This window comes from Streptomyces sp. NPDC031670, assembly GCF_055580545.1.
In genome coordinates, this window is the sequence record NZ_JBVILC010000003.1 from 358,931 (window position 1) to 382,705 (window position 23,775).

The window sequence follows — 23,775 nt, forward strand, 5'->3', positions numbered from 1 at the left end:
CGGCCTACCAAAGCGCCGTCCGGGGCCCTTCTAACCTCTCCCGTTTTCGGAAGGAATCAGCAGTGAACCACGACGACGAAAGCGAACTGTTCAACCGGCTCGAAGCCGACATGGCTGCCGACTCCGGAGCCGACTCGGGGGCCGACTCGGGGGCCGACGTGGTGGACCTGGACAAGGCCCGCTCTGCCCGCGAGTCGGCCGACCCCGCCGCACCCAAGCCCACCCCGGAGCCGGGTGATCCGGCCGCCCGCGTCATGGTGGACGGCCCCGCCTCGCAGAAGGGGCCCGGCTACCTGGGTCGGCTGGCCGGCGCCCGGCGCCGTCAGGTCGTCCCCGAGTGGCTGAAGTCCACGGCCGAACTGAAGACGGCTGCCGGTTGGGTGGCCCGCCACTACGGCCACATGGCGGGGTACCACGCCTTCCGTTCCCCGGCCTACGCCGCGCGGCTGGCTCTCCAGTCGCCGCGCGGGGCCGCGAAGTTCGTCGGCTCCACCATGCGGTGGGTGGCCGACAAGGAGGGCGAGCCGGTACGCCTGGCGATGGTGCAGAAGGAGGACGCGGCTACCTACCTCAAGCTCTCCCGCCAGCGCGACGGCCGCGTACGGCTGCGCACCCTGGTCATGGTCCTGGCGTCGTTCATCGGTCTGGGTGCCGCGCTCGCGCTGTACGTGCTGGCCCCGGCCTGGCTCATGACCGTCTCCGTCAGCGCCGTGCTGCTGGCCTTGGGCTACGCCGGGGAGTCGCCGGACGCGCCGGTGATCAACCGGGCGGTGGAGCTGCCCAAGGCGCAGAAGCTCACCAGTGACATCGTGCTGCGCGCCCTGGCCGCGCTCAGCATTTCGCAGATCAATCAGGCCGTGGCCAAGGGCCGGGACGGGTTCGTGTTCACCGCCCCGATCACCCGGGACGGCCCCGGTTGGCGCGCTGAGGGTGACCTCCCGTACGGCGTGACCGTCTCAGACGTGATGGACCGCCGCGACCGGCTCGCTTCCGGTCTGCGCCGCCCGCTTGGGTGCGTGTGGCCCGAGGCGGTGCCGGATGAGCACACGGGGCGTCTGGTGTTGTGGGTCGGGGATCAGGACATGTCCAAGGCCAAGCAACCGGCCTGGCCGCTGGCCAAGGCGGGTTCGGTTGACCTGTTCAAGCCGGTGGCATTCGGCACCGACCAGCGCGGGCGCTGGGTGGACGTCACCCTGATGTATATCGCGGGCATCGTCGGAGCCATCCCCCGCATGGGCAAGACGTTCCTGCTTCGCCTGCTGCTGCTGATCGCGGCCCTGGACCCGCGTGCCGAGCTGCACACCTACGACCTCAAGGGCACCGGCGACTTGGACCCGGTGGGGGAGAAGTGCTCCCACCGCCACCGCGCCGGCGAGGATGACGAGGACATCGAGTACGCGATCCAGGACCTGCGCGCGCTGCGTGAGGAACTGCGCCGCCGGGCGAAGATGATTCGCTCCCTGCCCCGCGACATCTGCCCCGAGTCCAAGGTCACCACCCAACTGGCCAGCATGAAGAAGCTCGGTCTGCACCCGATCGTGGTCGGGTGCGATGAGTGCCAGGTGTGGTTCGAGCACCCCAAGTACGGGGCGGAGTTCGAGGAAATCTGCACCGACCTGGTCAAGCGGGGCCCGGCCACCGGTATCACGCTGTTGCTGGCTACCCAACGCCCGGACTCCAAGTCCCTGCCAACCGGGATCAGCGCCAACGCGAGTACCCGGTTCTGCATGAAGGTCATGGGCCAGATCGAGAACGACATGGTCCTGGGCACCGGCTCCTACAAGCGCGGGGTGCGGGCCACGATGTTCGCCTGGGGTGACAAGGGCATCCACTACTTCGTCGGCGAAGGCAGTGACGCGCGTATCGTCCGCTCGGTGTACGTGGACGCGGTCATGGCCGAGGTCATCGCCTCGCGGGCCCGCAAGCTGCGTGAGGACGCCGGAAGCCTCACCGGTCACGCCGCCGGGCAGGCCCCGGAGGTGGAGGCGTCCGCGAGCTACGACCTGCTGGGCGACCTGTTGGCGGTCGTGCCGGTGGAGGAGCCGAAGGTGTGGAACGAGGTCGCCGCGACGCGCCTGGCGGAGCTGCGGCCGGAGGTCTACGGCGGCTGGGAGGCCGAACAGCTCACCTCCGCACTCAAGCCGTACGGCGTCCCCACGGGCCAGGTGTGGGGCAAGACCGAGGACGGCAAGGGCGCCAACCGGCGCGGTTTTGAACGCGCCAAGCTCACCACCGCGATTGCGGAGCGTGACGGAAAGCGGGATGCGGGCTAGTCGCACCCGCCCGCTAGACCTAGCGGGCGCCCCCGCTAGGTCTAGCACCCCCGCTAGTACCCCAAACAATGCCTGATCAGCCTGCTAGTGCCTAGCAGGCTGCCCCTCGCGCATCCCGAAACCGCCCCTGGGAGCCCCTGGTGACCCTCATAGCCACCGCCAGCCTGCTCACCTTGCTGTTCACGCTCTGTTACGTCGGTCTGTGTGCGTCCAGCCCGTTCGGCAACTGCCGCAAGTGCAAGGGCTTCGGCTACGCACTCAAGAAGGACCGCCGCGGGCGCCTCAAGCCCGGCAAGACCTGCCGCCGCTGCCGAGGCGACCGCAAGCGCATCCGCGTCGGACGGCACCTGTTCAACGTCGCCATGCGCATCCACCGCGACGGCACCCGCTGACCCCACCCTGAAGGAGGCCCGCCATGGGTCTGACCATCTCCCTCGTCGTGCTCTTCGGCGTCGCCCTGGCCGTGATGCTCCGCTTCAAGGTCGTCGGCGTCGGCGGCGCATTCATCGCCACGATGTTCGGCTTCTACCTCGCCTCCACTGGCGCCGCCAGCACTGTCAACGACCTCATGAGCGCCCTCATCACCGCTCTACCGACCCAGTAGGAGGACGCCATGGAACCGATCGTCGCCCGTCACTGGCTCGCCCTCGCCGCACCCAAGGCGTCCCCGGCCCTGGCCACCTCCACCGTGCTGATCCTGGGCCGGATCTGGAACGCCAACGGGGCCGAACACTCTGTTGGCAACGCCGCCCTCATGGTCGTCCTCGCCACCGGGGCCGCGACGGCCGGCGCTTTCGCATCGGCCGGTCGCGCCGGTGACAGCGTGATTGCCGGAACCGCGTTCGCTGCCTCGGGCGGGTTCGCTCTGGCCGGTGTCGCCGGATACGCGGACGGCATCCCGTTACCGCTGCTGCTGTGGGCGCTGACGACCATCGTCGCGTACGGGCTGGCGGCCCGCTACTGGCGCACCGACCGCCGCGACACGATCGCGCACGAGCGGCACACCATCGAGCGGCGCGAGACCCACGCGCACGTGGAACGCATGGAAGCCCTGCGCGCCGGAGCGCAGATCGAGGTCGCCCGCACCGGCGCCGCCTACGCCGAACAGCTCGCCACCGCACTCATCACCCGCGCCACCCTGCCCGGCTTCGACCCCGACCAGCTCATCCGGGCCGGGCTGCCCGAACTGCCCGCCACTCACACCGCCAAGGAGGACTGGTGATCTCACGTCTGCTGGCCCGCAAGCGCCTGGCGGTCCGCTACTGGGGCGGCTGGGTCGCCACCCGTCGCGGCGGGCGTCAGATCGGCCCCCGCCCGATCCTCGCCCTGCACCGCCTGCCCGACCCGCACTGCACCACCTGCGACGGCCAGGGAGAGGTGGAGTGCGGCGTCTACGGCCGGGAAGAGCCGGGCTATGACGACTGCCACTGCGCCCCGTTCCTGCCGTTGGCCTTCGTCTGGCTACCTGAGCACCCGGCCTGGCTGCGCCGCCGGCACCTGCCGCACGACCCGTGGTGCACCGACCCGAACTGCACCCACAACCAGCCGCCGTTCTAACCCCGAGAGGACCACCCAGCCATGAACACCAGCACTGGCACGAACACCCGAACCGCCACCATGTACACCCAGGTCGATGGGGCCAACTACCGCCCCGAGCCGATCAGCCTGTACGCGGCCCTCTCGGGCATCCGCAAGGCCCGCAAGAGCGCCAAGGCCGTGGACGCGGTGAACGTCTACGCCTTCACCGGCCGTGACGGCAGCGCCCTGCACGTCGCCTACATCCACTACACCCCGGGTCACTGGTGGGACGTGAACGAGGTGTTCTACATCTACGAGATCCCCACCCACGCGCTCACCGACCTGTAGATCCGCCCGGGGCGGTCGCCTCTCGCCAAAGACCGCGACCGCCCCGGTTCTCCGTCCCTTCGCAGAAACAGGAGACCTACAGCATGACATCAACCCTTGCCCGGGCGCTGCTGCGCGCCGCACTCGCTGCCGCTGAGCGCGGCTGGCCCGTCTTCCCCCTGCGGCCCGGGGACAAGCGGCCCGCCGGGCACCCCGAGCGGGACTGCCCCCGCACGGGCCGGTGCGCGGAGGGGCACCGCATCCCGGAGCAGCGCGCCACCCTGGAGGCCGGGCACATCACGACGTGCTGGCAGGCGGCGCCCTACAACGTCGGCATCGCCACCGGCCCCGCCCAGCTTGTGGTGGTGGACCTGGACATCCCCAAGGACGACTCGGACACCGCGCCGCCCGAGTGGGCGGAGCTCGGCGCGGCGGACGGTCTGGACGTGTTCGCCGTGCTGTGCGAGCGCGCGGGGGAGCGGTTGCCGACCGAGACGTACACGGTGCGCACCCGCCGTGGCGGGCTGCACCTGTACTTCACCGCCCCGGAGGGAAAGACGCTACGCAGCACGGGCGGCAGTCTGGGGTGGAAGGTCGACACCCGGGCCTGGGGCGGGTACGTGGTTGCGGCCGGCAGCACCGTGGGCGGAGCGCCGTACGAGATCATTCACGACGCCCCTGCCGCCCCCCTCCCTGCGTGGCTGGGTGACCTGCTCACCCCGCAGCCCGCACCGGCCCCGATGCCGCTTGCAGAGCTGTCGGCCCGCATGCGCAACGCCACCGCCTACAGCACCGCAGCGCTGCGCGGGGAGCTGGAAAAGGTGCTGTCCGCCCGCCAGGGCGGTCGTAATCGTGCTGTGTACTTCGCCGCCTACGCCCTCGCACGGATGGTGCGCAACGGCGATCTCACCGAGGCCGCCGTCACCGGCGAACTCATGAGTACCGGGCAGTCGATCGGCCTGCCCGCCGGAGAGTGCCGCACCGCGATCCGCTCCGGACTCGTCCGCGGCGGCGCACTGGAGGCGAGTGCAGCATGAGGACACAGCCCGTGGACAGCTCGGAACTGTGGGCCGGATTCGAAGCCCTGGACGCACAGCAGGCAGGCGCAGCCCCGTGGGAAGAGCCGATCCCGCTCACCGCCCGCCGGGAGCTCCCCGCCTTCCCCACCGAGGTCTTCCCGGCCTGGCTCGGGGACTTCGTGAGTGCGGTTGCGGAAGAGACGCAGACGCCGGTGGACATGGCCGCCTCGCTCGCGCTCGCGGTGCTGGCGACGGCTGCCGGGGGCCGCGCGGTGGTCCACGTCCGGGGTCGGTGGCGGGAACCCACGAACGCGTTCGTGGTCGTCGCGCTGCCGCCGGGCAACCGGAAGTCGGCCGTGTTCTCGCTGATGACAAACCCGCTCTACAAGTCAGAGGCGCTGTTGGCCGCCGCTTCGGCCAGCACGATCATCGAGGCTGAGATCACGGCGAAGCTCGCTAAGGAGGTCGCGGAGAGTGCTGCCACTAAGGCGGCCCGCGCGGACGCCGACAAACGGGATCAGCTCGTGGCCGAGGCCATCAGCCTCGCGCAGACCGCCGAATCGCTCACCGTGCCCGCCAAGCCCCGTCTGCTGGCCGATGACGCGACCCCGGAGGTTATTGCCTCGCTGCTGGCCGAACAGGGCGGCAGGCTCGCGGTGATGAGCGCCGAGGGCGGCATCTTTGACATCATCGCCGGGCGCTACTCAGGCACCCCCAACATGGAGGTCTTCCTCCGGGGCCAGGCAGGTGACCGGCTGCGCGTGGACCGCCGGGGACGTGAGGAGTTCATCGAAGCCCCTGCGCTGACCATGGGACTGACCGTGCAGCCGTCCGTCCTAGAAGACATCGGCCGCATCAAAGGAGCAGGGGACAGAGGCCTGCTGGCACGGTTCCTGTACTCGCTGCCGACCTCCCTCGTGGGGCATCGCAAAATCCTTCCCGACACCATTCCCGACGCGGTGGCTGACACCTACGAGGAACGCGTTATCGCGCTGACCATGTCCCTCGCGGACTGGACAGACCCAGCGGTACTACAGCTCTCACCCGAAGCCAACGATGCGCTGGTCACCTACGAGCAGCGGCAGGAACCGCGGCTACGCAAACGCGGCGGAGACCTCGGGCACATCGGGAACTGGGCCGCGAAGCTCGGGGGCGCGACGTGCCGCCTCGCCGGACTGCTCCACCTCGCCACGCACATCGAGAACGGCCACACTCAGCCCATCACCGCCGACACCATGCGCGCTGCGGTCAAGCTCTCGGACTACTTCACCGGCCACGCCCTCGCGGTCTTCGACCTCATGGGTGCCGACCACACCGCCAACCGCGCCCGCATCGTCTACGACCTGCTGCGCACCGGCGAGTGGTCCGAGATCAGCAAACGCGACCTCATGGTCAAGCTCTCCCGCTCAGAGTTCCCCACCGTCGCCGATCTCGACCCCGCGCTGAACCTGCTCGAAGACCACGGATACATCAGGCTTCAGCCCGCTCACCGCACCGGCGGACGCGGCCGGCCGCCCTCCCCGCGCTACCTCATCCACCCGCAGCTGAGCGAACCCACCGCCTGACCCCGCCACAGAAACCACAGAATCACAGAAATAACGCGGCCCCGCCTCCGACCTGCGCAAACACGCTCAGCGGCGGGAGGCTGACCGCTGCCACAGAAACCCGCAGAAGTCCCACACAAATACGGGCCCGCCCCGGCCCCTCTATTTCTGTGGGACTTCCTGCGGTTTCTGTGGCGGCTCACCTCCATCGGAGTTCCCGCAGGTCAGGCCACCTGCCCTGGTTTTCTGTGTATTTCGTGGTTTCTGTGGCGCCCCTCCGAGGAGCAAGGCACGGCGAGTCCCGTCCTCGCCCGAGAGACATGAGGAGTACCCCGCCCGATGGTCATGAAAGTTGAGGGTCTCGACAAGCGCCTGCACAAGATCAAGGACGCTGCCCAAGTACTGGGCTACGGCCGCTCGTTCGTCTTCGAGGAGATACGCCGGGGGCGACTCCGCACGGTGGGCCGCGGCCATGCGCGGCGCGTGCCGGCCGAGTACCTGGAGGAGTACATCGAACTCCTCAAGCGCGAGGCGATGACTGACGCCAACTGACACAGCGATGAGAGTCAGCCGGGGTCGCGTCCTTTCAGGGCGCGGCCCCGGCCGGCATGGGAGGTGCATGCGTTCGTGAACGAAGAGCCCAAAGGCCCACGCAAGGCCCCAAACGGCGAAGACTCGATCTACTGGGACAGCAGCAAGAACCGATACATTGGCGCCGTTTCGCTCGGGTACACGCCAGCCGGTAAGCGCAACAGGCCCAAGGTCTCAGGGAAGACCAAAACGGAGGTGCGTCAGAAGCTTAAGCTTCTGAAGAAGGAACTGGGCACCGGGGGGAAGACGCCAGTCAACTACACCGTCTCCCAGGCCGTAGAGGACTGGTTCGCTCGCGGACTGAAGGGGCGCGAACTCTCTAGCGTGGCCACCTACCGCAGCCTTGCCAGCAACCACGTTGTACCGGACCTAGGCCGGGCGAAGGTGCGAGACTTGGAAGCGGACGATGTCGACGAATGGCTCGACAGGAAGGCGAAAGTCCTCTCCAAGCAATCGCTCAAAATGGTGCGCTCAATCCTCCGGCGCTCCATCAGTCACGCGCAGCGCAGAGGCAAAGCCGTGCGTAACGTTGTCGACCTGGTTGAGTTACCCGAAGGGAAGCCCGGTAGGCCCAGTAAGTCGCTCACACTGGCTCAGGCGGAGGCTGTCCTCCAGGCGAAGCAAGGCACCTGGATCCATGCCTACGTCGTCCTTGCACTTTTGGTCGGTGTGCGAACCGAAGAGGCCCGACCGCTGAAGTGGAAGAATGTACACCTCGTGGTGGACTCCGACTTGAGGCCCTACGTCGACGTCTGGCGCTCAGTGCGTCGGAACGGAGAAACGAAGACACAGAAGAGCAGACGCTCACTGACGATGCCCTACCAGGCGGCTTCAGTCTTGCAAGCGCACAAAGAACGCCAGATGCGTAGCTGCGCCGAGGCAGGCAGCGAGTGGGACGAGGATCAATTCGTGTTCCCGCTTGATGGCGAGCAGCGACACTCGCACAACGTCCTCGACAACTTCAGGTCTCTACTCAAGAGCGCTGGATTCGAGAACCCGAAGGATTGGACTACGCGAGAGCTGCGGACAAGCTTCGTTTCTCTGCTCTCGGACTACGGGATCCCGATCGAGGTGATCGCGAGGGTGGTCGGGCACAGTGGGACTCAAACGACAGAGCGCGTCTACCGGAAGCAGCTTCGGCCGGTCATCACGGACGGAGCTGAAGCGATGGACGAGATCTTCCCGTCCGAGCAGCCTGAGTAGCCGCAGTAGCCATCGTGAGGCGCGGTGGCTCCCTGTTTGGCTCCCCTGGGAGTGAGGGCTCTGCCCAGAAGGCCAGTGACATGGGCAGAGCTCAGCCCGCCTCATTACCTGGGCGGTAATCGACCCCCGCCACCCCCGCCCGGCAAGGTGGAGCCATCGGGTCCCGGGCGGCGCACTCCGGCCGGGGCCCGGTTTCCACCCCCGCACATGTCCTGGCGATCCATCTTCACGGAGGCTGATTCCCTTGTCCGAGAACCGCTACGAGACCGCCGTCGCCCGCTACTTCGAGGCGTGGAACGCCACCGGCCCGGCCGAGGAGCTGGCCAAGGCCGTCGAGTCCGCCTGGAGCGAGGGCGGCACCTACACCGACCCGCTGGCCGACGTCGCCGGGTACGAGGCCATAGCGGCGGTCATCGCCGGTGCCCACGCCCAGTTCCCGGGGTACGCGTTCCGGCTGGACGGGGTTGTCGACGGGCACCACGACGTGGCCCGGTTCCGCTGGGAGCTGGTGTCGGTCGCGGACGGGTCCGCGCCGGTCGCCGGGTCCGATGTGGTCACCCTCGCCGGAGACGGCCGCATCGCCTCCGTGGTCGGCTTCCTCGACCGCGTACCGCCTACGGCGTGAGCGAACGCAGGTGCGCGAACGTCTCCGGGTCGGCCGGCAGGAACGTCTCGATGGCCAGCTCGGAGACGGTCACGTCCATCGGCGTGTTGAACGTGGCGATCGTCGACAGGAACGACAGGACCGTGCCCCGGTGCTCGATGCGCAGCGGGAGCGCGATGGGGCAGACGGCGGGGCCGGAGGTGTCCTCCTGCGCCCCGTCGGGCACCGGGTGCGCCGCGACCTCCTCGTACAGCTCGCGCAGCGCGTCCGAGCGGAGCAGCGCGATCTGACGCTCCATCTGTTCCAGCAGATGCCCCCGCCACTGGCGCAGATTGCGGATGCGTGGCGCCAGGCCCTGCGGATGCAGGGTCAGGCGCATCGCGTTGAGCGGCGGGACGAGCAGCCGCTCCGGCACGCCTTCGAGGAGCATCGCGATGCCCCGGTTCGCCGCCAGCACCGTGTACGTCCCGTCGACTATCAGCGCCGGGAACGGTTCGTAGCCGCGCAGCAGCGCCTCCATGCTCTCGCGCAGCGCGCCCATGGAGGGGTCCTCCAGGGACGTCTCCGTGAACTGCGGTGCGTAACCCGCCGCGAGTAGCAGGGCGTTGCGCTCGCGGACCGGCACCTCCAGGTGCTCCGCGAGGCGCAGGACCATCTCCTGGCTCGGGCGCGACCTGCCGGTCTCGATGAAGCTGATGTGCCGGGCCGAGGAGTCGGCGCGCAGGGCGAGCTCCAGCTGGCTGATCCTGCGCCGCTCGCGCCAGCCGCGCAGCATCGGCCCTACTCCCGTGTCGATCGCGGCAGTTGTCGTCATGGATCAGACACTAACCCGGGCCACCGACAGCGACCGGCGCCGCACCCGCCATCCGGCCGCCGCGACCGCCGCCGCCACCGCGTACGCGCTCGTCCTGACGGTGTCGAAGGAGTGCGGCACCGCCCGCGCGGTCACGTAACAGACGGCCCCCGCCGCCGCGACCACCAGCCACTCCCAGCGGCCGTCCAGGGCCACCAGCGCGACGAGCAGCAGCGCGTACCACGAGTACCCGGGGGTCATCAGGCAGAACGCCCAGCCCAGCACCAACAGCGCCCCCGACCAGGGACGTTCGGGATCGCCCCGGCGCAGTACGTACAGCACGACGAGCGCCGTCACGAGGAGCGCCGCGGGCAGCGCCCAGGCGTCCGGGACCACCAGCCGCAGCAGCGCGTACCGGCTGCGGGCGGACGCGTCGTCGTACCCCTCCTCCTTCGCGTACCCGCCCAGATAGCCGAAGACGGAGGCGTCCGAGACCAGGACGTACGGCAGATAGGAGAGCGCCACCCACACCGCCGCCGGGACCAGCACGGCCGCCGCGCGCCGCCAGTCGGGGCGGCGGCCCGCGAGCACGCCCGCGAGGGCGCCCGGCAGCACCACGGCGGGCAGCATCTTCGCCGCGATCCCGGCGCCGACCAGGACCCCGCCGAGCGCCCGGCGCCGGGCCGCGACCGCGCCGAGCCCCGCCACGGCCAGCAGGACCGCCAGCACGTCCACATGCGCGTTGTTGACCGCCTCGACCGGCACCGCCGGGCACCACGCCCAGTACGCCGCCCGCGCCGCGTCGGCGCCGCGCCGCCGCAGGACGAGCAGCAGCGCACCGGTGGTGGCCACCGCCAGCACGGCGCCGCCCACCTGCATCGGCTTGTGGCGGGCGCCCGAAGGGGACAGGCCGTGGACGCCCAGGAAGTACGCCTCGGCCACCGGCGGGTAGATCGTGTGCACCTTGGGACGGTTGAGGCGGGTGCAGACGTCCGGCTCGCCGAACCCGGCCCGGTCGGGGCCCGCGCACTCCGCCCCTCGGGGGAACAGCCAGTCGTCGCGCAGCCCGGCCAGCTCCCGGTCGGCGGGGGCGTGGTCGTAGGGCGAGATCCCGGCCGCCTGCACCCGGCCGTCCCACGCGTAGCGGAACATGTCGGTGCTGGTGGTCGGCGGCGCCGCCAGTCCCGTCGCCGCGACCAGCACCCCGCCCGCCAGCACCAGGCCCGCCCGGTGGCGCGCCGGGACCCGCCGCAGCGACCACGCGGCTGCCGCGAACAGCAGCCAGCAGGCCAGATACCACCAGGAGAGCGCGGCCGGACGGACGAGGTGGCCGTCGTCCTCGACGAACGTGAGGACGAGCACGGCGGTCAGCGCGGCCAGCAGCACGGCGGCCGGGGCCGAGCGGCGCAGCGCGCCGGGTGCGGCGGTGGCCGGGGCGGACGGGGCGGCGGCGGTTCGCGGGGCGATCACCCGTCCACATTCGCAGCCCGACGGGCGCCCGGACGGCCCAACCCACCACGCGTCCGGGAACCGTAAGGTGTCAGGAGCCCCTGTTCGGGGTGGTCAGGGGATGTCATGGGGTCATGAGGCCACGACTTCCGTTCCCCCCGCCGCCGTCGACGCTGCTGCCGTCGTTCAGGGGCGCGCTGCACGACCGGCGCACCACGACGGCGATCGGCCGCCTGCTCGGCGCGGCCGTGTTCCTGTGCATGGTCACCGGGGTGCTGAGCCACTACCTCCAGCACCCGCCGAGCCTGCTGGCGGACGACCTGCCGGCCCGTCCCGTCTGGGGCTACCGGCTGACCCAGGGCCTGCACGTCGGCGCGGGCATCGCCGCGATCCCGCTGCTCTTCGGCAAGCTGTGGACCGTCTACCCGAAGCTGTTCGTATGGCCGGCGTTCACCGGCGTACGGCACGCGCTGGAGCGGCTCTCGGTGGCGGTGCTCGTCGCGGGTGCGGTCTTCGAACTGCTGACCGGGCTGCTCAACACCGTGCAGTGGTACCCGTGGCCGTTCAGCTTCGTTCCGGTGCACTTCGCGGTCGCCTGGCTCCTGACCGGGGCATTGCTGCTGCACCTGGCCGTGAAGTGGCCGGACATCACCGCGTACTGGTCGCGGCGCTCACCCGCCACGCGCGCGCTGCCGGGCGAGCCGGAGAACGCGCTCGACCGGCGCTCGCTCCTCACCGGCCTCGCGGTCGCGGTCGGCGCGGTGACCGTGACGACGGTGGGCCAGTCCGTCACCCCGCTGAAGTCCCTCGACCTGCTGGCGCCGCGCCACCCCGACCACGGCCCGCTGGGCCTGCCCGTCAACCGCACGGCGGCGGCGGCCGGGACGACCCGGGTGGACACGGCGGCCTGGCGCCTCACGGTGGCCGGGCCGCGCCCGTACGAGCTGACGCTCGACGAGCTGGCCGCGCTGCCCCAGTACGAGGTGGAGCTGCCCATCGCCTGTGTGGAGGGGTGGAGCAAGAACGCGCACTGGACCGGTGTACGGATCAGGGACCTGATGGAGCGGGCCGGGGCGCCCGGGGCCGCGCTGCGGGTCGTCTCGCTCGAACGGCACGGCGCCTACCGGGTGATGGACATGGGCCGCACCTACGCGCGCGACCCCCTCACCCTCCTCGCGCTCAGGCTCAACGGGCAGGTGCTCACCGCCGACCACGGCTATCCGGCCCGGATCATCGCCCCCAACCGGCCGGGCGTGCTCCAGACCAAGTGGGTCTCGCGGCTGGAGGCGCGGTGACGGCCGGGCGGTACGCGGTGGGCGCGCTGGGGCTCGCGCTGATGGGCCTCGGCGTGTCGCTGGTGTGGGCGCAGGGGCCGTGGGACGTGGCGGTGTGGCTGGTGGGGGCGGTCGTGCTGCACGACGGGCTGATCGCGCCACTGGTGCTGCTCGTCGGCGTGGGCGTGGTGGCGGCCCGGCCCCGGGTGCGCGGCCCGCTGCGGGCGGCCCTGGTGACCGGCGGCTGCCTCACCGCGATCGCGCTGCCGGACATCCTGCGGCCGGGTCCGGTGACCAACGCGACCGTGCTTCCGCTGGACTACCTCCGCAACTGGCTGGTGCTGCTGGCGGTGGTCGCGGTCGCGGGGGCGCTGGTGGCAGCCGGCAAGAACGTGCGGCGCGGGCGCGGCCCGCGCGGCAAGCCCCCGGCGCCCCCGCGTTAGCCCCGGCGGGGGCGCCGCGTCAGCCCTGGTGGACGCCGCGCCCCGGGGCAACACGCCCTAGCCCCGGCGGACGCCGCCCCCGTCGCGGACGCGCCGCATCGTCTCCGCGCCCTCCCACACCGTCAGGAACGCCAGCCGCAGACAGGCCGCGAGCGCCGGGTGCTCGATGTAGAGCGCGGTCGTGGCGCCCGTGCCCGCCACCGGGTCCGGCATGTCGCACAGCACCAGCGACGCGTCCGCGATCACCAGCTTGAGGGGGAGCTCCTCGGTGAAGCGCGCCTCCTCGCCCGCCTCGCCGAAGCGGGCGACGTTCTCCAGGACCTCCTCGTCGCTCAGCGCGTCGAAGGTGTACAGCGCCCGCACCGTCCCGCCGCGCCGGCGCAGCCTCCGGGCGGCCTTGAGGCCCGGGAGGTTGGCGGCGGGAGCGACGAACGGCGGGCGGCAGAAGGTCAGGAGCTCGTGGCCGGCCTGGTCCTGGATGTCCGCGAACCGCTCGGCGATCGTCCTCGGGTCGCGCAGCACCTCGATGTAGTCGAGCGGGTCGGTGTGGGAGCGCCCCGCCTCCCACAGCGGCAGCAGCGCCGCGGTCAGTCCCGTCGAGACGTGTTCCAGCCGTTCCAGGGCCTCTCTCTGACGGGCCATCAGCCGGGTGAGCGCGAGCTCGGGGGCCACCGCGCCGAAGGTGGCGACCCGCCCCCGGTGCGCGACCGCGAGCTGCGCCCTGACCAGGCCGTCGAGTACGTCGTAGATCCGCTGGCGGGGCACCTCGGCCTCCCGGGCGACCTCGGCCGCCGTATAGGAGTCGCGCCGCACGAGGGCGAGGTACACACGTGCCTCGTAGCGCGAAAGTCCCAGGGCGACAAGGCTGTTGACCGACTCCTGCTCCGGCTCCATGGTCGACCACGGTATACGCGATCAGTGCGGTGTGATCCAGCCGGACCGCGAGGAGATTCCGGGAAATCCTTGCCTTTCGCTTTGCCCGTCCGGGAGTTGTCGGTATCAGGGCCCTGTCCTACGTTCAACGGTGCCACCACTGAGCCGGGTGGCACTTTCTCAGAGGCGATCTTGTCATGCACTCGCCATGCACACCCTGGTGACGGTCGCCTTCCGCCCGCCCCTCATCCCGGCGGGCCGACCCCCCATGGAGGGCAGTTCCATGTACGCGAAGAGACCCTTGGGACTCAGAAAGCCGACCGGTAGAGCCGCCGCCGCACTCGTGTCCCTGGTGGCCCTCGCCACCGGCGGACTCCTGGCCGCCGCCCCGTCCGTCTCCGCCACCCCCGCGCACGGCGCCACCGCACAGGCCGCCGCCCCCACCGAGCGGCTGTGCGCGCAGTCCACCCGGCCCGGCCGGATGTCCTGCCTGGCCCTGGCCCGTACCGACGTACGGCACCACCTCGGCCTCCTGCCGGACGCCGCCCCCTCCGGCTACGGCCCCTCCGACCTGCAGAGCGCCTACGCGCTGCCGTCCGGCGGCTCCGGCGCGACCGTGGCGATCATCGACGCCTACGACGACCCCAACGCAGAGTCGGACCTCGCCACCTACCGCTCGCAGTACGGCCTGCCGGCGTGCACCACCGCCAACGGCTGCTTCAAGAAGGTCGACCAGAACGGCGGCACCAGCTACCCGACGCCCGACTCCGGCTGGGCCGGTGAGATCTCCCTCGACGTCGACATGGTCAGCGCCGTCTGCCCGTCCTGCCACATCCTGCTCGTCGAGGCGGCCCAGCCCACCATGGAGGACCTGGGCGCGGCCGTGAACCGCGCGGTCACCATGGGCGCCAAGTACGTCTCCAACAGCTACGGCGGCGGCGAGGACGCCACCGACCCCTCCTCCGACTCCGCGTACTTCAACCACCCCGGCGTCGCCATCACCGTCTCCTCCGGCGACAGCGGCTACGGCGTCGAGTACCCGGCCGCCTCCCAGTACGTGACCTCCGTCGGCGGCACCTCGCTCAGCCGGGCGAGCACCGCGCGCGGCTGGTCCGAGTCCGTCTGGGGCACCAGCTCCGGCGGCCAGGGCGCGGGCTCCGGCTGCTCCGCGTACGACCCCAAGCCGTCCTGGCAGAAGGACACCGGCTGCGCCAAGCGGACCGTCGCGGACGTCTCCGCGGTCGCCGACCCGGCCACCGGCCTCGCGGTCTACGACAGCTACCAGGCGAGCGGCTGGAACGTGTACGGCGGCACCAGCGCCTCCGCGCCGATCATCGCCGGCGTCTACGCCCTGGCGGGCACCCCGGCGGCGGGCAGCTACCCGGCCTCCTACCCGTACGCCCACACCTCCTCGCTCTACGACGTGACGAGCGGCGCCAACGGCTCCTGCGGCACCTACCTCTGCAAGGCGGGCACCGGCTACGACGGCCCGACCGGCCTCGGCACCCCGAACGGCACCGCCGCGTTCACCGGCGGCACCAGCCAGGGCAACACCGTCACCGTGACCAGCCCCGGCAACCAGAGCACCCAGGTCAACACGCCGGTCGCGCTCCAGATCAAGGCCACCGACTCCGACTCCGGCCAGAGCCTCACCTACAGCGCCACGGGCCTCCCGGCCGGCCTCGCCGTCAACTCCTCGACCGGTCTGATCTCCGGCACCCCGACGGCCACCGGCACCTCCACCGTGACCGTCACCGCCCGCGACACCACCGGGGCCACCGGCAGCACCACCTTCACCTGGACCGTCACCCAGACCGGTGGCTGCCAGCCCGCCCAGCTGCTCGGCAACCCCGGCTTCGAGACCGGCTCGGCCGCGCCCTGGTCGGCCACCTCCGGAGTCATCGACAAGAGCAGCGGCGAGCCCGCGCACTCCGGCACCTGGAAGGCCTGGCTCAACGGCTACGGGACCACCCACACCGACTCGCTCTCCCAGACGGTGACCATCCCGCAGGGCTGCCACGCCACCCTGACCTACTACCTGCACATCGACACCGGCGAGACGACCACCTCCACCGCCTACGACAAGCTGACGGTGACGGCCGGTCCGACCACGCTGGCCACCTACTCCAACCTCAGCAAGAACTCCGGCTACGCGCTGAAGACCTTCGACCTGTCCTCGCTCGCCGGGTCGACCGTGACCCTCAAGTTCAACGGCACCGAGGACTCCAGCCTCCAGACGTCGTTCGTCGTCGACGACACGGCGCTGAACATCAGCTGATCCCCCCACGGTGAAAGGGGCCGGGCCCGGACTCCCACCCAGGGTCCGGGCCCGGCTCCGCGTTCGCCCCCCGGCGCAGCACGAGGAACGGGCGTCCGGCCGCCGTCCACCGCTCGGCCGGACGCCAGCCGGTGGCCCGCGCGTACCGCAGCAGCGCGGCGGTGCCCAGACGCGACCAGGGGAAGGCCGCCCCGAAGGCGCCGCGCCCGTCGGCCACCCGTACCTCGATGTGCTCGTCCACGTCGAGCGGCGCCGCCTCCACGATCAACTGGCCACCGGTCTCCACCAGCCGGCCCGCGCGCGCGAGCAGCGCCGCCGGGTCGCCGCCGATGCCGACGTTGCCGTCGAGCAGCAGCGCGGTGTGCCAGCGGCCCTCACCGGGCAGCGGGTCGAAGACCGACCGGCACAGGGCGCTGCCGCCCGAGCGCCGGGTGCGGCGGACGGCCTCGGGGCTGACGTCGACGCCGAGGGCCGCCGTACCGAGCGCGGCCAGCGCCACCACCAGGCGTCCGGGCCCGCACCCGATGTCGAGCACCGCGCCCCGGCACCGCCGCAGCACCGTGAGGTCGGCCGCGTCCGGCGCCGCGCACCAGCGCTCCACCTCCAGCGGCAGCAGCCACCCGTCCTGACGGTGCAGGAACAGCGGCCCGCGCCCGGTGCGCAGGGCGTCGGTGTACGGATCGGCCCGCCAGGCGAGTGCGGCGGGCACGGTGGTCGCGGTCATCGCCCGGCGCCCCGCCGCCCGGCCCCGGCCGCCGCCGCGAAGGCGCCGCCCCGGCACGCGGTCACCGCCCGCGCGAACCTGCCGTCCGGGACGAGCGCCGCCACCTCGGCCGCGTCGGCCGCCGTGTCGACGTCCCGCAGCGGCGCCAGCTCGTGCACGGTGAGCCCCGCCTCGCGCAGCCGCCGCCGCTGGACGGCGCCGGTCTCGGGTACGGACATGGGCACTCCGCGCAGCAGCGCCGGATCGGGGGCGGTCAGGCCGAGCGCCCAGAAGCCGCCGTCGGCCGCCGGGCCGAACCACGCCTCGCCGGGCGCCCAGCCGCCCAGCGCCGGGGCCAGCAGGGCCGGGGTCAGCTGCGGGGTGTCCATGCCGACGAGCAGCGTCGGGCCGGGGTCGAGCGCGAAGGCCGCCGCCAGCCGCTCGTCGAGGCCGCCCGCCCCCTGCGGGACGACCTCGATGCCCGGCGGCAGCCACGGTCCCGGCTCCCCGTCCAGCACCAGGACCCGGCGCCGGGCCGGCGCGGCGAGCACCGCGTCCAGGGTGTCGGCGAGCGCGGCCCCCGCGATGCGCGCGGCCTCCTCGGGGGAGTACGGCGGGGTCAGCCGGGTCTTGACCCGGCCCGGCACCGGCGCCTTGGCGATCACCAGCAGGGTGACCGGCGCGCCCTGCGCCGTCACCGGCTGTCCGCGGTCGCGGCGGGCCGCGGCGGGGCGGGCGGCAGCGCGAGCACCGCCCGCATGTCCCGTACGGCCTGCCAGGTGCCCCGCCAGGTGCCGGTCACCTTCGACCTGCCGGTGCGCGGCAGATACGGCACGTCGTGCTCGCGTACCCGCCATCCGGCGTCCGCCGCGCGCACCACCGTCTCCAGCGGATAGCCGCTGCGCCGGTCCGCGACGCCCAGGGCGAGCAGCGGCGCCCGCCGGGCCGCCCGCAGCGGTCCCAGATCGTGCAGCCGCAGCCCGGTGCGGCGGCGCAGCATCCGGGACAGGGCCAGGTTCCCGGCCCGCGCGTGCGGCGGCCACGCCCCGCGCGCGGTGGGCCTGCGGCGCCCGAGGACGAGGTCGGCGTCCCCCGCGGCCACCTCCGTTACGAAGGGCGCCAGCAGCCCGGGATCGAGCGAGCCGTCGCAGTCGCAGAAGCAGACGTACTCGGCGCGCGCCGCGAGCAGGCCCGCGTGGCAGGCCGCGCCGAAACCGCGCCGGGCCTCGTGCACCACGGTCGCGCCGAGCGCGCGGGCGATCTCGGCCGAGCCGTCCGTCGAGCCGTTGTCGACGACCAGGGCCCGCCACCCCTCGGGAATCCGGGCCAGCACCCAGGGAAGCGCCTCGGCCTCGTCGAGGCAGGGCAGTACGACGTCCACCGTCGTGGGAATCGAGTCGGTCACGCCCCTCACGGTACGAAGACGCGGCGGACAAACCGGGACTTCGGGTTCTTACGAAACAGGGACATCGCCCGGCGTCCGCCATTCGGGTGGCGACGGGAGCGCCCGCCGGGTGCGACGCTGTGGCCATGCACAGTGACCGGTCCCGCATCCTCGTCGTCGACGACGACCCGACCGTGGCCGAGGTGGTCACCGGATACCTGGAACGCGCCGGGTACGAGGTCGAGCACGTCGGCGACGGCCCCGCCGCCCTGCGCGCGGCCGGTGCGCGCCGCCCCGACCTCGTCGTCCTCGACCTGATGCTGCCGGGCATGGACGGTCTGGAGGTCTGCCGCGTCCTGCGGAGCGCCGGACCCGTACCGGTCATCATGCTCACCGCGCGCGGCGACGAGGACGACCGCGTCCTGGGTCTGGAGATCGGCGCGGACGACTACGTCACCAAACCGTTCAGCCCCCGTGAGCTGGTGCTGCGCGTCGACTCGGTGCTGCGCCGCGCCCGCGCCGCCGGCACCCGGCCGGGGCCGCCGCTGCGGCGCGCGGGCCTCGTCCTCGACCCGGCCGCCCGCCGCGCCGTCAAGGGGGACACCGAACTCGCCCTGACCCTGCGGGAGTTCGACCTCCTGGCCTATCTGATGAACCATCCCGGTGAGGCCGTCACCCGCGAGCGGCTGATGCACGACGTGTGGGGCTGGGAGTTCGGCGACCTGTCCACCGTCACCGTCCATGTGCGCCGGCTGCGCGGCAAGGTCGAGGACGACCCCGCCAAGCCGCGGCTCATCCAGACGGTGTGGGGCGTCGGCTACCGCTTCGAGGAGCCGGACGACGACGGCGGGCCGCGCCGCCCCCGGCACGCCGCCGAGGAGGTGTGACGTGAAGGACGTCCTGCTCATCGCCGTCTACGCGTTCCTGGGCGCCGCCGCCGCGGGACTGCTCGGGGCCCTGGCACTGCGTCTGCTGCGCCACCGCTCGGTGACCGCCTCGCTCGCCGTGGTGGCCGCCGTCGCGGTCAGCGCCATGCTCGCCGGGACGCTCGCGGTGGCCTGGGAGATGTTCCTGTCCTCGCACGACCTGAAGGTCGTCACCCTGGTCATCGCGATGGCCGCGGCCGTCTCACTCGCCACCGCGCTGGTCCTGGGCCGCCGGGTCGTCACCAGCAGCCGTCAACTCGCCCTGGCCACCCGCTCGTTCGGGGAGGGCGGCAGCTTCGCCGCGCCGACGGGGCCGGCCACCGCCGAACTCGCCGCGCTCAGCCGAGAACTGGCCGCCACCAGCGCCCGCCTCTCCGCCTCCCGCGAGCGCGAACGCGCCCTGGAGACCTCCCGCCGCGAACTCGTCGCCTGGATCTCGCACGACCTGCGCACCCCTCTCGCGGGGCTGCGCGCGATGGCCGAGGCGCTGGAGGACGGCATGGCCAAGGACCCCGAGCGCTACTTCCGGCAGATCCGCACCGAGGTCGAGCGCCTCAACGGCATGGTGGGCGACCTCTTCGAGCTCTCCCGCATCCACGCCGGCGCCCTCGCCCTCAACCCGGCCCGGATGTCCGTCCACGACCTGGTGGGGGACGCGCTGGCGGGCGCCGACCCGCTCGCCCGCGAACACGGCGTCCGGCTCGTCGGCGACCGTGTCGAGCCGGTCCCGGTGGAGGTGGACGGCAAGGAGATGACCAGGGTCCTGGCCAACCTGCTGGTCAACGCGATCCGCCACACCCCGGCCGACGGTACGGTCGCGGTCGCCGCCGAGGCGCGCGCCCAGTCGGTGGTGCTGTCGGTGACGGACGGCTGCGGCGGCATCCCCGACGACGATCTCACCCGCGTCTTCGACACCGGCTGGCGCGGCACCGAGGCGCGCACCCCGCCGGGCGGCGCGGGCCTGGGCCTGGCGATCGTGCGGGGCATCGTGGAGGCCCATGCGGGCAGCGCCGCCGTCCACAACGTGCACGGCGGCTGCCGTTTCGAGCTGATCCTCCCGGCCGCCCCCTCCTGACCGCGCCACACCGCGCTCACACCCCGCGCGCCCCGCGCTCGCCCTCCGCGCTCAGTCCGCGGCCGGCCGCAGCTCCGCCCGGGCGAACTCCGCCATCCCCTCCGCGAACCCGACCCGGGGCCGCCAGCCGAGCTGCTCGCGCAGCCGCGCCGAGTCGGCGGTGATGTGGCGGACGTCCCCGAGGCGGTACTCGCCCGTCACCACCGGCGCGGGCCCGCCGTACGCCACCGCCAGCGCCTCGGCCATCTCGCCCACCGTGTGCGGTGTCCCGCTGCCCGTGTTGTACGCGGTCAGGGCACCCGGCGGGCGCTCGCCCAGCGCCTCCAGTGCCACCGCGTTCGCCGCCGCCACATCGCGGACGTGGACGAAGTCCCGGCGCTGGCGGCCGTCCTCGAAGACCCGGGGCGCCTCACCGCGCGCGAGGGCCGAACGGAAGAAGGAGGCGACCCCCGCGTACGGGGTGTCGCGCGGCATCCCCGGCCCGTACACGTTGTGGTAGCGCAGCGACACCGCACGGCCCCCGGTGGCGCGCGCCCAGGCGGCGCTCAGGTGCTCCTGGGCCAGCTTGGTCGCGGCGTACACGTTGCGCGGGTCCGCGGGCGCGTCCTCGCCGACCAGGCCCGGCACCAGCTCGGCGCCGCAGCGCGGGCACAGCGGCTCGAAGCGGCCCGCCGCCAGCTCCTCGTACGGCCGGGGCCCGGGGCGTACCGCCCCGTGGCGCGGGCACGCGTACCGCCCCTCCCCGTAGACCACCATCGACCCGGCGAGCACCAGGTCCGCCACGCCCGCCTCGGCCATCGCGGCGAGCAGGACCGCGGTGCCCAGGTCGTTGCAGGACACGTAGTCGGGCGCGTCGGAGAAGTCCGTGCCGAGGCCGACCATCGCGGCCTGGTGGCAGACGGCGTCCACCCCGCGCAGCGCCCGGAGGACGGTGTCGCGGTCGCGGACGTCGTCGCCGGGCCGGACCGCACGGTCGAGGACGACGGGTTCATGGCCCCGGGCGGAGAGGGCCCGGACGATCTGCGAGCCGATGAAGCCCGCGCCTCCCGTGACAAGTACACGCATAAGGGCGACGCTACGGAGACGGAGCCGCGGACGCCGCGCTCCACCCCGTACCGTCACCACCTCGTAAGGAGTCCGGCCATGCCCGTAGAGCCGCTGTCGCAGAAGGACATCGAGGACCGCCTGCGCGAACTGCCGGGCTGGTCGCTCCCGGACGGCGAGGAACGCCTCGCCCGCACCTACCGGCTGGCCTCGCACTTCGCGGCCACCGCGATGGTCGTCCACATCGCGCAGATCCAGGAGGAGCTGAACCACCACTCCGATCTCACCCTCGGCTACAACACGGTGGCCCTCACGGTGAACAGCCACGACGCGGGGGGCCGGGTGACCGAGAAGGACTTCGAGCTCGCCCACCGCGTGGAGGCGATCGCCCCCGGCCACGGCGCGGGCTGACCTCCCGGGGCGCGCGGGCCCCGGGAGGCGCCCGGGGTCACGCGTCCAGCGCCGCCAGGTCGATCCGCGCCAGCCGCTCCAGGTCGGCGAGGATGTTGATCTCGACGATCCTGTCGTCGCGGACGGTGAAACCGAGCACCGCCATCGTCCGGCCCTCCGGGGCGTTGACCACGCCCATCGCGCCGTTGACCAGCGCCGGACGGGCGAACTTGGCGTACTGCGCGAAGGACAGCGCGTTCTGGACCACGGCGTGGGCGCCGAGCACCGTCTTGGACGGGGTGAGCGAGCCCGGCCCGTAGTCCGCCCGCAGCACGATGTCCGGGTCGAGGGTGGCGAGCAGGCCGTCGAAGTCGCCGCCGCGCGCCGCCGCGAGGAAGGCGTCGACGACCTTGCGCTGCCGGTTCAGGTCGGGGTCGGGCACGGCCCGGCCCTGCACCCGGCGGCGGGCCCGGCTGGCCAGCTGCCGGGTCGCGGCCGGGGCGCGGTCCACGATGGGCGCGATCTCCTCGAACGGGACGCCGAACATGTCGTGCAGCACGAACGCCAGCCGCTCGGCCGGGGCCAGGGTGTCGAGCACGACGAGCAGGGCGAGCCCGACCGAGTCGGTGAGCAGTGCCTCGTGCTCGGGGTCCACCCGGTCCGGGCGGTCCACGACCGGATCGGGCACATGGACGTCGAGAGGATCCTCGCGCCGGGACTGGCGTGAGCGCAGCATGTCGAGGCAGACCCGCGAGACGACGGTGGTCAGCCAGGCGCTCAGGTTCTCCACACCGTCGCTGGAACCGGCCGCCCGCAACCAGGCCTCCTGGACGGCGTCCTCCGCCTCGCTCAGTGAGCCGAGCATCCGGTAGGCGACCGCCCGCAGCCGCGGGCGGTTCTCCTCGAAGCGCTCCGCCAGGGATTCCTTCTCGTCCATCGGTTCAGCTTCCTTCGTCGCGGCGTGTCGTCAATGCGGTGACAGACGAAAACCTAGTGCGAAGGAATGACGCCCACCCGACGGCAGGCCCCTATTGCGGTAATCGGACGCTCACGGAGGGCGTGGTGTTGGTCACGCCATGTTTCGGTCACCTGGCCAAAGACCGTTGGTCATCCCCCAGTCGCCGTCCGCCGCCGCGTCCCGCGCGAAGTCGGCGAACGCCTTGGGCTCGCGGCCCAGGACACGCTTGACGCCGTCCGTGGTCGAGGAGTTGTGCCCGTCGAGCAGGGTCGCGAACAGCTCGGCGAGCCACCGGGCCTCCCCCTCGACGAGGCCGTACTCCACCAGCAGCTCCGCGTACTGCGCCTCGGTCAACGGAACGTACCGCACGGGGCGGCCCGACGCCTGCGACAGCGCGGCGGCGACCTCCGTGAGCGTCAGCAGCTGAGGACCCGTCACCTCGTGTACCAGGCCGGCGTGTCCGTCCTCGGTGAGGGCCTTCACCACGACGTCCGCGAGGTCGTCGGCGTCCACCCACGGTTCGGCCGTGTCGCCCGCCGGGAACGGGATCTCGCCCGCGAGCACGCCTTCGGTCAGGACGCCCTCGCTGAAGTTCTGGGCGAAGAACGCGGCGCGTACGACCGTGAGCTCCGCGCCCGCCGCGCGCAGGGCCTCCTCGGCCATGACCGCCGCCGGCTCGCCCCGGCCGGAGAGCAGCACCAGGCGCCCCACGCCGTGGCGGGCGGCGAGTTCCCCGAAGGTGTGCATCGCCTCGACGGCGCCGGGTGCGGCGAGGTCGGGGAAGTACGTCACATAGGCGGAGTCGGCGCCCGCGAGGGCGGGACCCCACGTCGACGCGTCCGCCCAGTCGAAGGGCACCTCGCCGCCGCGCGAACCGGCGCGGACCGGCACACCGAGCGCGGTGAGCCGTTCGACGACGCGGTGCCCGGTCTTGCCGGTGCCATTGGTCACGAGCACGGTCTGACGGGTATTCAGGCCGGTGTCGTGGTGGGTGTACTGGGCTGTGCTCACTGTGTTCCTCATGGGTCCAGCTTCGTCGGCGTGGCGTGGACGCTCCATGCTCCAAGGGCTCATCCGCATACGTCTGCGTCTACTGCACCGCCGTG

26 protein-coding genes are annotated in these 23,775 nt (G+C 72.2%); 17 read left to right on the plus strand and 9 right to left on the minus strand.

Going from position 1 to position 23,775, the window contains the following annotated elements; all coding sequences use genetic code 11:
* Positions 1-62 precede the first annotated feature (62 nt).
* The 11 genes from ACZ5ID_RS08705 (at position 63) to ACZ5ID_RS08755 (ending at position 9,100) form a co-directional block, all read left to right on the plus strand.
* Positions 63-2,273, plus strand: coding sequence for a cell division protein FtsK (locus tag ACZ5ID_RS08705; protein WP_468894782.1), 2,211 nt, complete (start codon positions 63-65; stop codon positions 2,271-2,273).
* A 140-nt stretch (positions 2,274-2,413) separates the two neighbouring features.
* Entirely contained in the window at positions 2,414-2,665 is a 252-nt protein-coding gene (locus tag ACZ5ID_RS08710) for a hypothetical protein (protein ID WP_468894784.1), read from the plus strand.
* A 23-nt stretch (positions 2,666-2,688) separates the two neighbouring features.
* Positions 2,689-2,877: a hypothetical protein gene (locus ACZ5ID_RS08715; RefSeq protein WP_468894786.1), complete on the plus strand. Its 189-nt coding sequence runs from the start codon at positions 2,689-2,691 to the stop codon at positions 2,875-2,877.
* 9 nt (positions 2,878-2,886) lie between these two features.
* Positions 2,887-3,495, plus strand: a complete 609-nt coding sequence (locus ACZ5ID_RS08720) for a hypothetical protein (protein WP_468894788.1) — start codon at positions 2,887-2,889, stop codon at positions 3,493-3,495.
* Positions 3,492-3,830, plus strand: coding sequence for a hypothetical protein (locus ACZ5ID_RS08725; RefSeq protein ID WP_468894790.1), 339 nt, complete (start codon positions 3,492-3,494; stop codon positions 3,828-3,830). The genes ACZ5ID_RS08720 and ACZ5ID_RS08725 overlap by 4 nt, the downstream gene beginning before the upstream one ends.
* Before the next feature lie 21 nt (positions 3,831-3,851).
* Positions 3,852-4,139, plus strand: coding sequence for a hypothetical protein (locus ACZ5ID_RS08730; protein ID WP_468894792.1), 288 nt, complete (start codon positions 3,852-3,854; stop codon positions 4,137-4,139).
* Between the two features lie 83 nt (positions 4,140-4,222).
* The gene (locus ACZ5ID_RS08735) at positions 4,223-5,155 is read left to right on the plus strand and encodes a bifunctional DNA primase/polymerase (protein ID WP_468894794.1); all 933 of its coding nucleotides are present in this window, start codon (positions 4,223-4,225) and stop codon (positions 5,153-5,155) included.
* A gap of 11 nt (positions 5,156-5,166) precedes the next feature.
* Positions 5,167-6,702 (plus strand): YfjI family protein, encoded by a 1,536-nt coding sequence (locus tag ACZ5ID_RS08740; RefSeq protein ID WP_468894795.1) that lies wholly within the window; start codon positions 5,167-5,169, stop codon positions 6,700-6,702.
* A gap of 318 nt (positions 6,703-7,020) precedes the next feature.
* Positions 7,021-7,233, plus strand: coding sequence for a helix-turn-helix domain-containing protein (locus tag ACZ5ID_RS08745; protein WP_468894797.1), 213 nt, complete (start codon positions 7,021-7,023; stop codon positions 7,231-7,233).
* A 75-nt stretch (positions 7,234-7,308) separates the two neighbouring features.
* Positions 7,309-8,475, plus strand: a complete 1,167-nt coding sequence (locus tag ACZ5ID_RS08750) for a site-specific integrase (RefSeq protein WP_468894799.1) — start codon at positions 7,309-7,311, stop codon at positions 8,473-8,475.
* A 244-nt stretch (positions 8,476-8,719) separates the two neighbouring features.
* Positions 8,720-9,100 carry a nuclear transport factor 2 family protein gene (locus tag ACZ5ID_RS08755; protein WP_468894801.1) on the plus strand — a complete coding sequence of 127 codons (381 nt, stop codon included), beginning with the start codon at positions 8,720-8,722 and terminating at the stop codon, positions 9,098-9,100.
* Here the strand turns inward: ACZ5ID_RS08755 and ACZ5ID_RS08760 are convergent.
* Together ACZ5ID_RS08760 and ACZ5ID_RS08765 are read right to left on the minus strand one after the other, a co-directional pair.
* Positions 9,090-9,893 (minus strand): helix-turn-helix domain-containing protein, encoded by an 804-nt coding sequence (locus tag ACZ5ID_RS08760; protein WP_468894803.1) that lies wholly within the window; start codon positions 9,891-9,893, stop codon positions 9,090-9,092. The genes ACZ5ID_RS08755 and ACZ5ID_RS08760 overlap by 11 nt on opposite strands.
* 3 nt (positions 9,894-9,896) lie before the next feature.
* Complete coding sequence (locus tag ACZ5ID_RS08765) at positions 9,897-11,342, minus strand: glycosyltransferase 87 family protein (protein ID WP_468894805.1); 1,446 nt, start codon at positions 11,340-11,342, stop codon at positions 9,897-9,899.
* 113 nt (positions 11,343-11,455) lie between these two features.
* On the opposite strand from ACZ5ID_RS08765, the gene ACZ5ID_RS08770 reads away from it, so the two are divergent.
* Both ACZ5ID_RS08770 and ACZ5ID_RS08775 read left to right on the plus strand, forming a co-directional pair.
* Positions 11,456-12,616 carry a molybdopterin-dependent oxidoreductase gene (locus ACZ5ID_RS08770; RefSeq protein ID WP_468894807.1) on the plus strand — a complete coding sequence of 387 codons (1,161 nt, stop codon included), beginning with the start codon at positions 11,456-11,458 and terminating at the stop codon, positions 12,614-12,616.
* Positions 12,613-13,038, plus strand: a complete 426-nt coding sequence (locus tag ACZ5ID_RS08775; protein WP_468894809.1) for a hypothetical protein — start codon at positions 12,613-12,615, stop codon at positions 13,036-13,038. Before ACZ5ID_RS08770 ends, ACZ5ID_RS08775 begins: the two co-directional genes overlap by 4 nt.
* A gap of 57 nt (positions 13,039-13,095) precedes the next feature.
* Here ACZ5ID_RS08775 and ACZ5ID_RS08780 read toward each other — a convergent pair whose 3' ends face one another.
* Entirely contained in the window at positions 13,096-13,932 is an 837-nt protein-coding gene (locus tag ACZ5ID_RS08780; protein WP_468894811.1) for a TrmB family transcriptional regulator, read from the minus strand.
* Positions 13,933-14,194: 262 nt separating this feature from the next.
* Here ACZ5ID_RS08780 and ACZ5ID_RS08785 point away from each other — a divergent pair, with 262 nt between their 5' ends.
* Positions 14,195-16,189 (plus strand): putative Ig domain-containing protein, encoded by a 1,995-nt coding sequence (locus ACZ5ID_RS08785; protein ID WP_468894813.1) that lies wholly within the window; start codon positions 14,195-14,197, stop codon positions 16,187-16,189.
* Here ACZ5ID_RS08785 and ACZ5ID_RS08790 read toward each other — a convergent pair.
* The 3 genes from ACZ5ID_RS08790 to ACZ5ID_RS08800 are packed head-to-tail and all read right to left on the minus strand — an operon-like array spanning position 16,182 to position 18,306.
* A complete protein-coding gene (locus tag ACZ5ID_RS08790; RefSeq protein ID WP_468894815.1) occupies positions 16,182-16,913 on the minus strand; it encodes a methyltransferase domain-containing protein in 732 nt (243 codons plus the stop codon). The two genes, ACZ5ID_RS08785 and ACZ5ID_RS08790, sit on opposite strands and share 8 nt — an antisense overlap.
* Positions 16,910-17,590: a TIGR04282 family arsenosugar biosynthesis glycosyltransferase gene (locus tag ACZ5ID_RS08795; RefSeq protein ID WP_468894817.1), complete on the minus strand. Its 681-nt coding sequence runs from the start codon at positions 17,588-17,590 to the stop codon at positions 16,910-16,912. Before ACZ5ID_RS08795 ends, ACZ5ID_RS08790 begins: the two co-directional genes overlap by 4 nt.
* Positions 17,587-18,306: a glycosyltransferase family 2 protein gene (locus ACZ5ID_RS08800; protein ID WP_468894819.1), complete on the minus strand. Its 720-nt coding sequence runs from the start codon at positions 18,304-18,306 to the stop codon at positions 17,587-17,589. Before ACZ5ID_RS08800 ends, ACZ5ID_RS08795 begins: the two co-directional genes overlap by 4 nt.
* 116 nt (positions 18,307-18,422) lie before the next feature.
* On the opposite strand from ACZ5ID_RS08800, the gene ACZ5ID_RS08805 reads away from it, so the two are divergent.
* Positions 18,423-19,163, plus strand: a complete 741-nt coding sequence (locus ACZ5ID_RS08805; RefSeq protein ID WP_468894821.1) for a response regulator — start codon at positions 18,423-18,425, stop codon at positions 19,161-19,163.
* Position 19,164: 1 nt separating this feature from the next.
* Positions 19,165-20,277 carry a sensor histidine kinase gene (locus tag ACZ5ID_RS08810; RefSeq protein ID WP_468894823.1) on the plus strand — a complete coding sequence of 371 codons (1,113 nt, stop codon included), beginning with the start codon at positions 19,165-19,167 and terminating at the stop codon, positions 20,275-20,277.
* A gap of 51 nt (positions 20,278-20,328) precedes the next feature.
* Here ACZ5ID_RS08810 and ACZ5ID_RS08815 read toward each other — a convergent pair whose 3' ends face one another.
* On the minus strand, positions 20,329-21,342 hold the full coding sequence (locus ACZ5ID_RS08815; protein WP_468894826.1) for an NAD-dependent epimerase/dehydratase family protein: 1,014 nt from the start codon (positions 21,340-21,342) through the stop codon (positions 20,329-20,331).
* Between the two features lie 78 nt (positions 21,343-21,420).
* Here ACZ5ID_RS08815 and ACZ5ID_RS08820 point away from each other — a divergent pair, with 78 nt between their 5' ends.
* Positions 21,421-21,732 (plus strand): 4a-hydroxytetrahydrobiopterin dehydratase, encoded by a 312-nt coding sequence (locus ACZ5ID_RS08820; RefSeq protein WP_406553006.1) that lies wholly within the window; start codon positions 21,421-21,423, stop codon positions 21,730-21,732.
* A gap of 37 nt (positions 21,733-21,769) precedes the next feature.
* Here the strand turns inward: ACZ5ID_RS08820 and ACZ5ID_RS08825 are convergent, their stop codons facing one another.
* Both ACZ5ID_RS08825 and ACZ5ID_RS08830 read right to left on the minus strand, forming a co-directional pair.
* Positions 21,770-22,648: a sigma-70 family RNA polymerase sigma factor gene (locus ACZ5ID_RS08825; protein ID WP_468894828.1), complete on the minus strand. Its 879-nt coding sequence runs from the start codon at positions 22,646-22,648 to the stop codon at positions 21,770-21,772.
* A 132-nt stretch (positions 22,649-22,780) separates the two neighbouring features.
* Complete coding sequence (locus ACZ5ID_RS08830; protein ID WP_468894830.1) at positions 22,781-23,692, minus strand: NmrA family NAD(P)-binding protein; 912 nt, start codon at positions 23,690-23,692, stop codon at positions 22,781-22,783.
* Positions 23,693-23,775 lie beyond the last annotated feature (83 nt).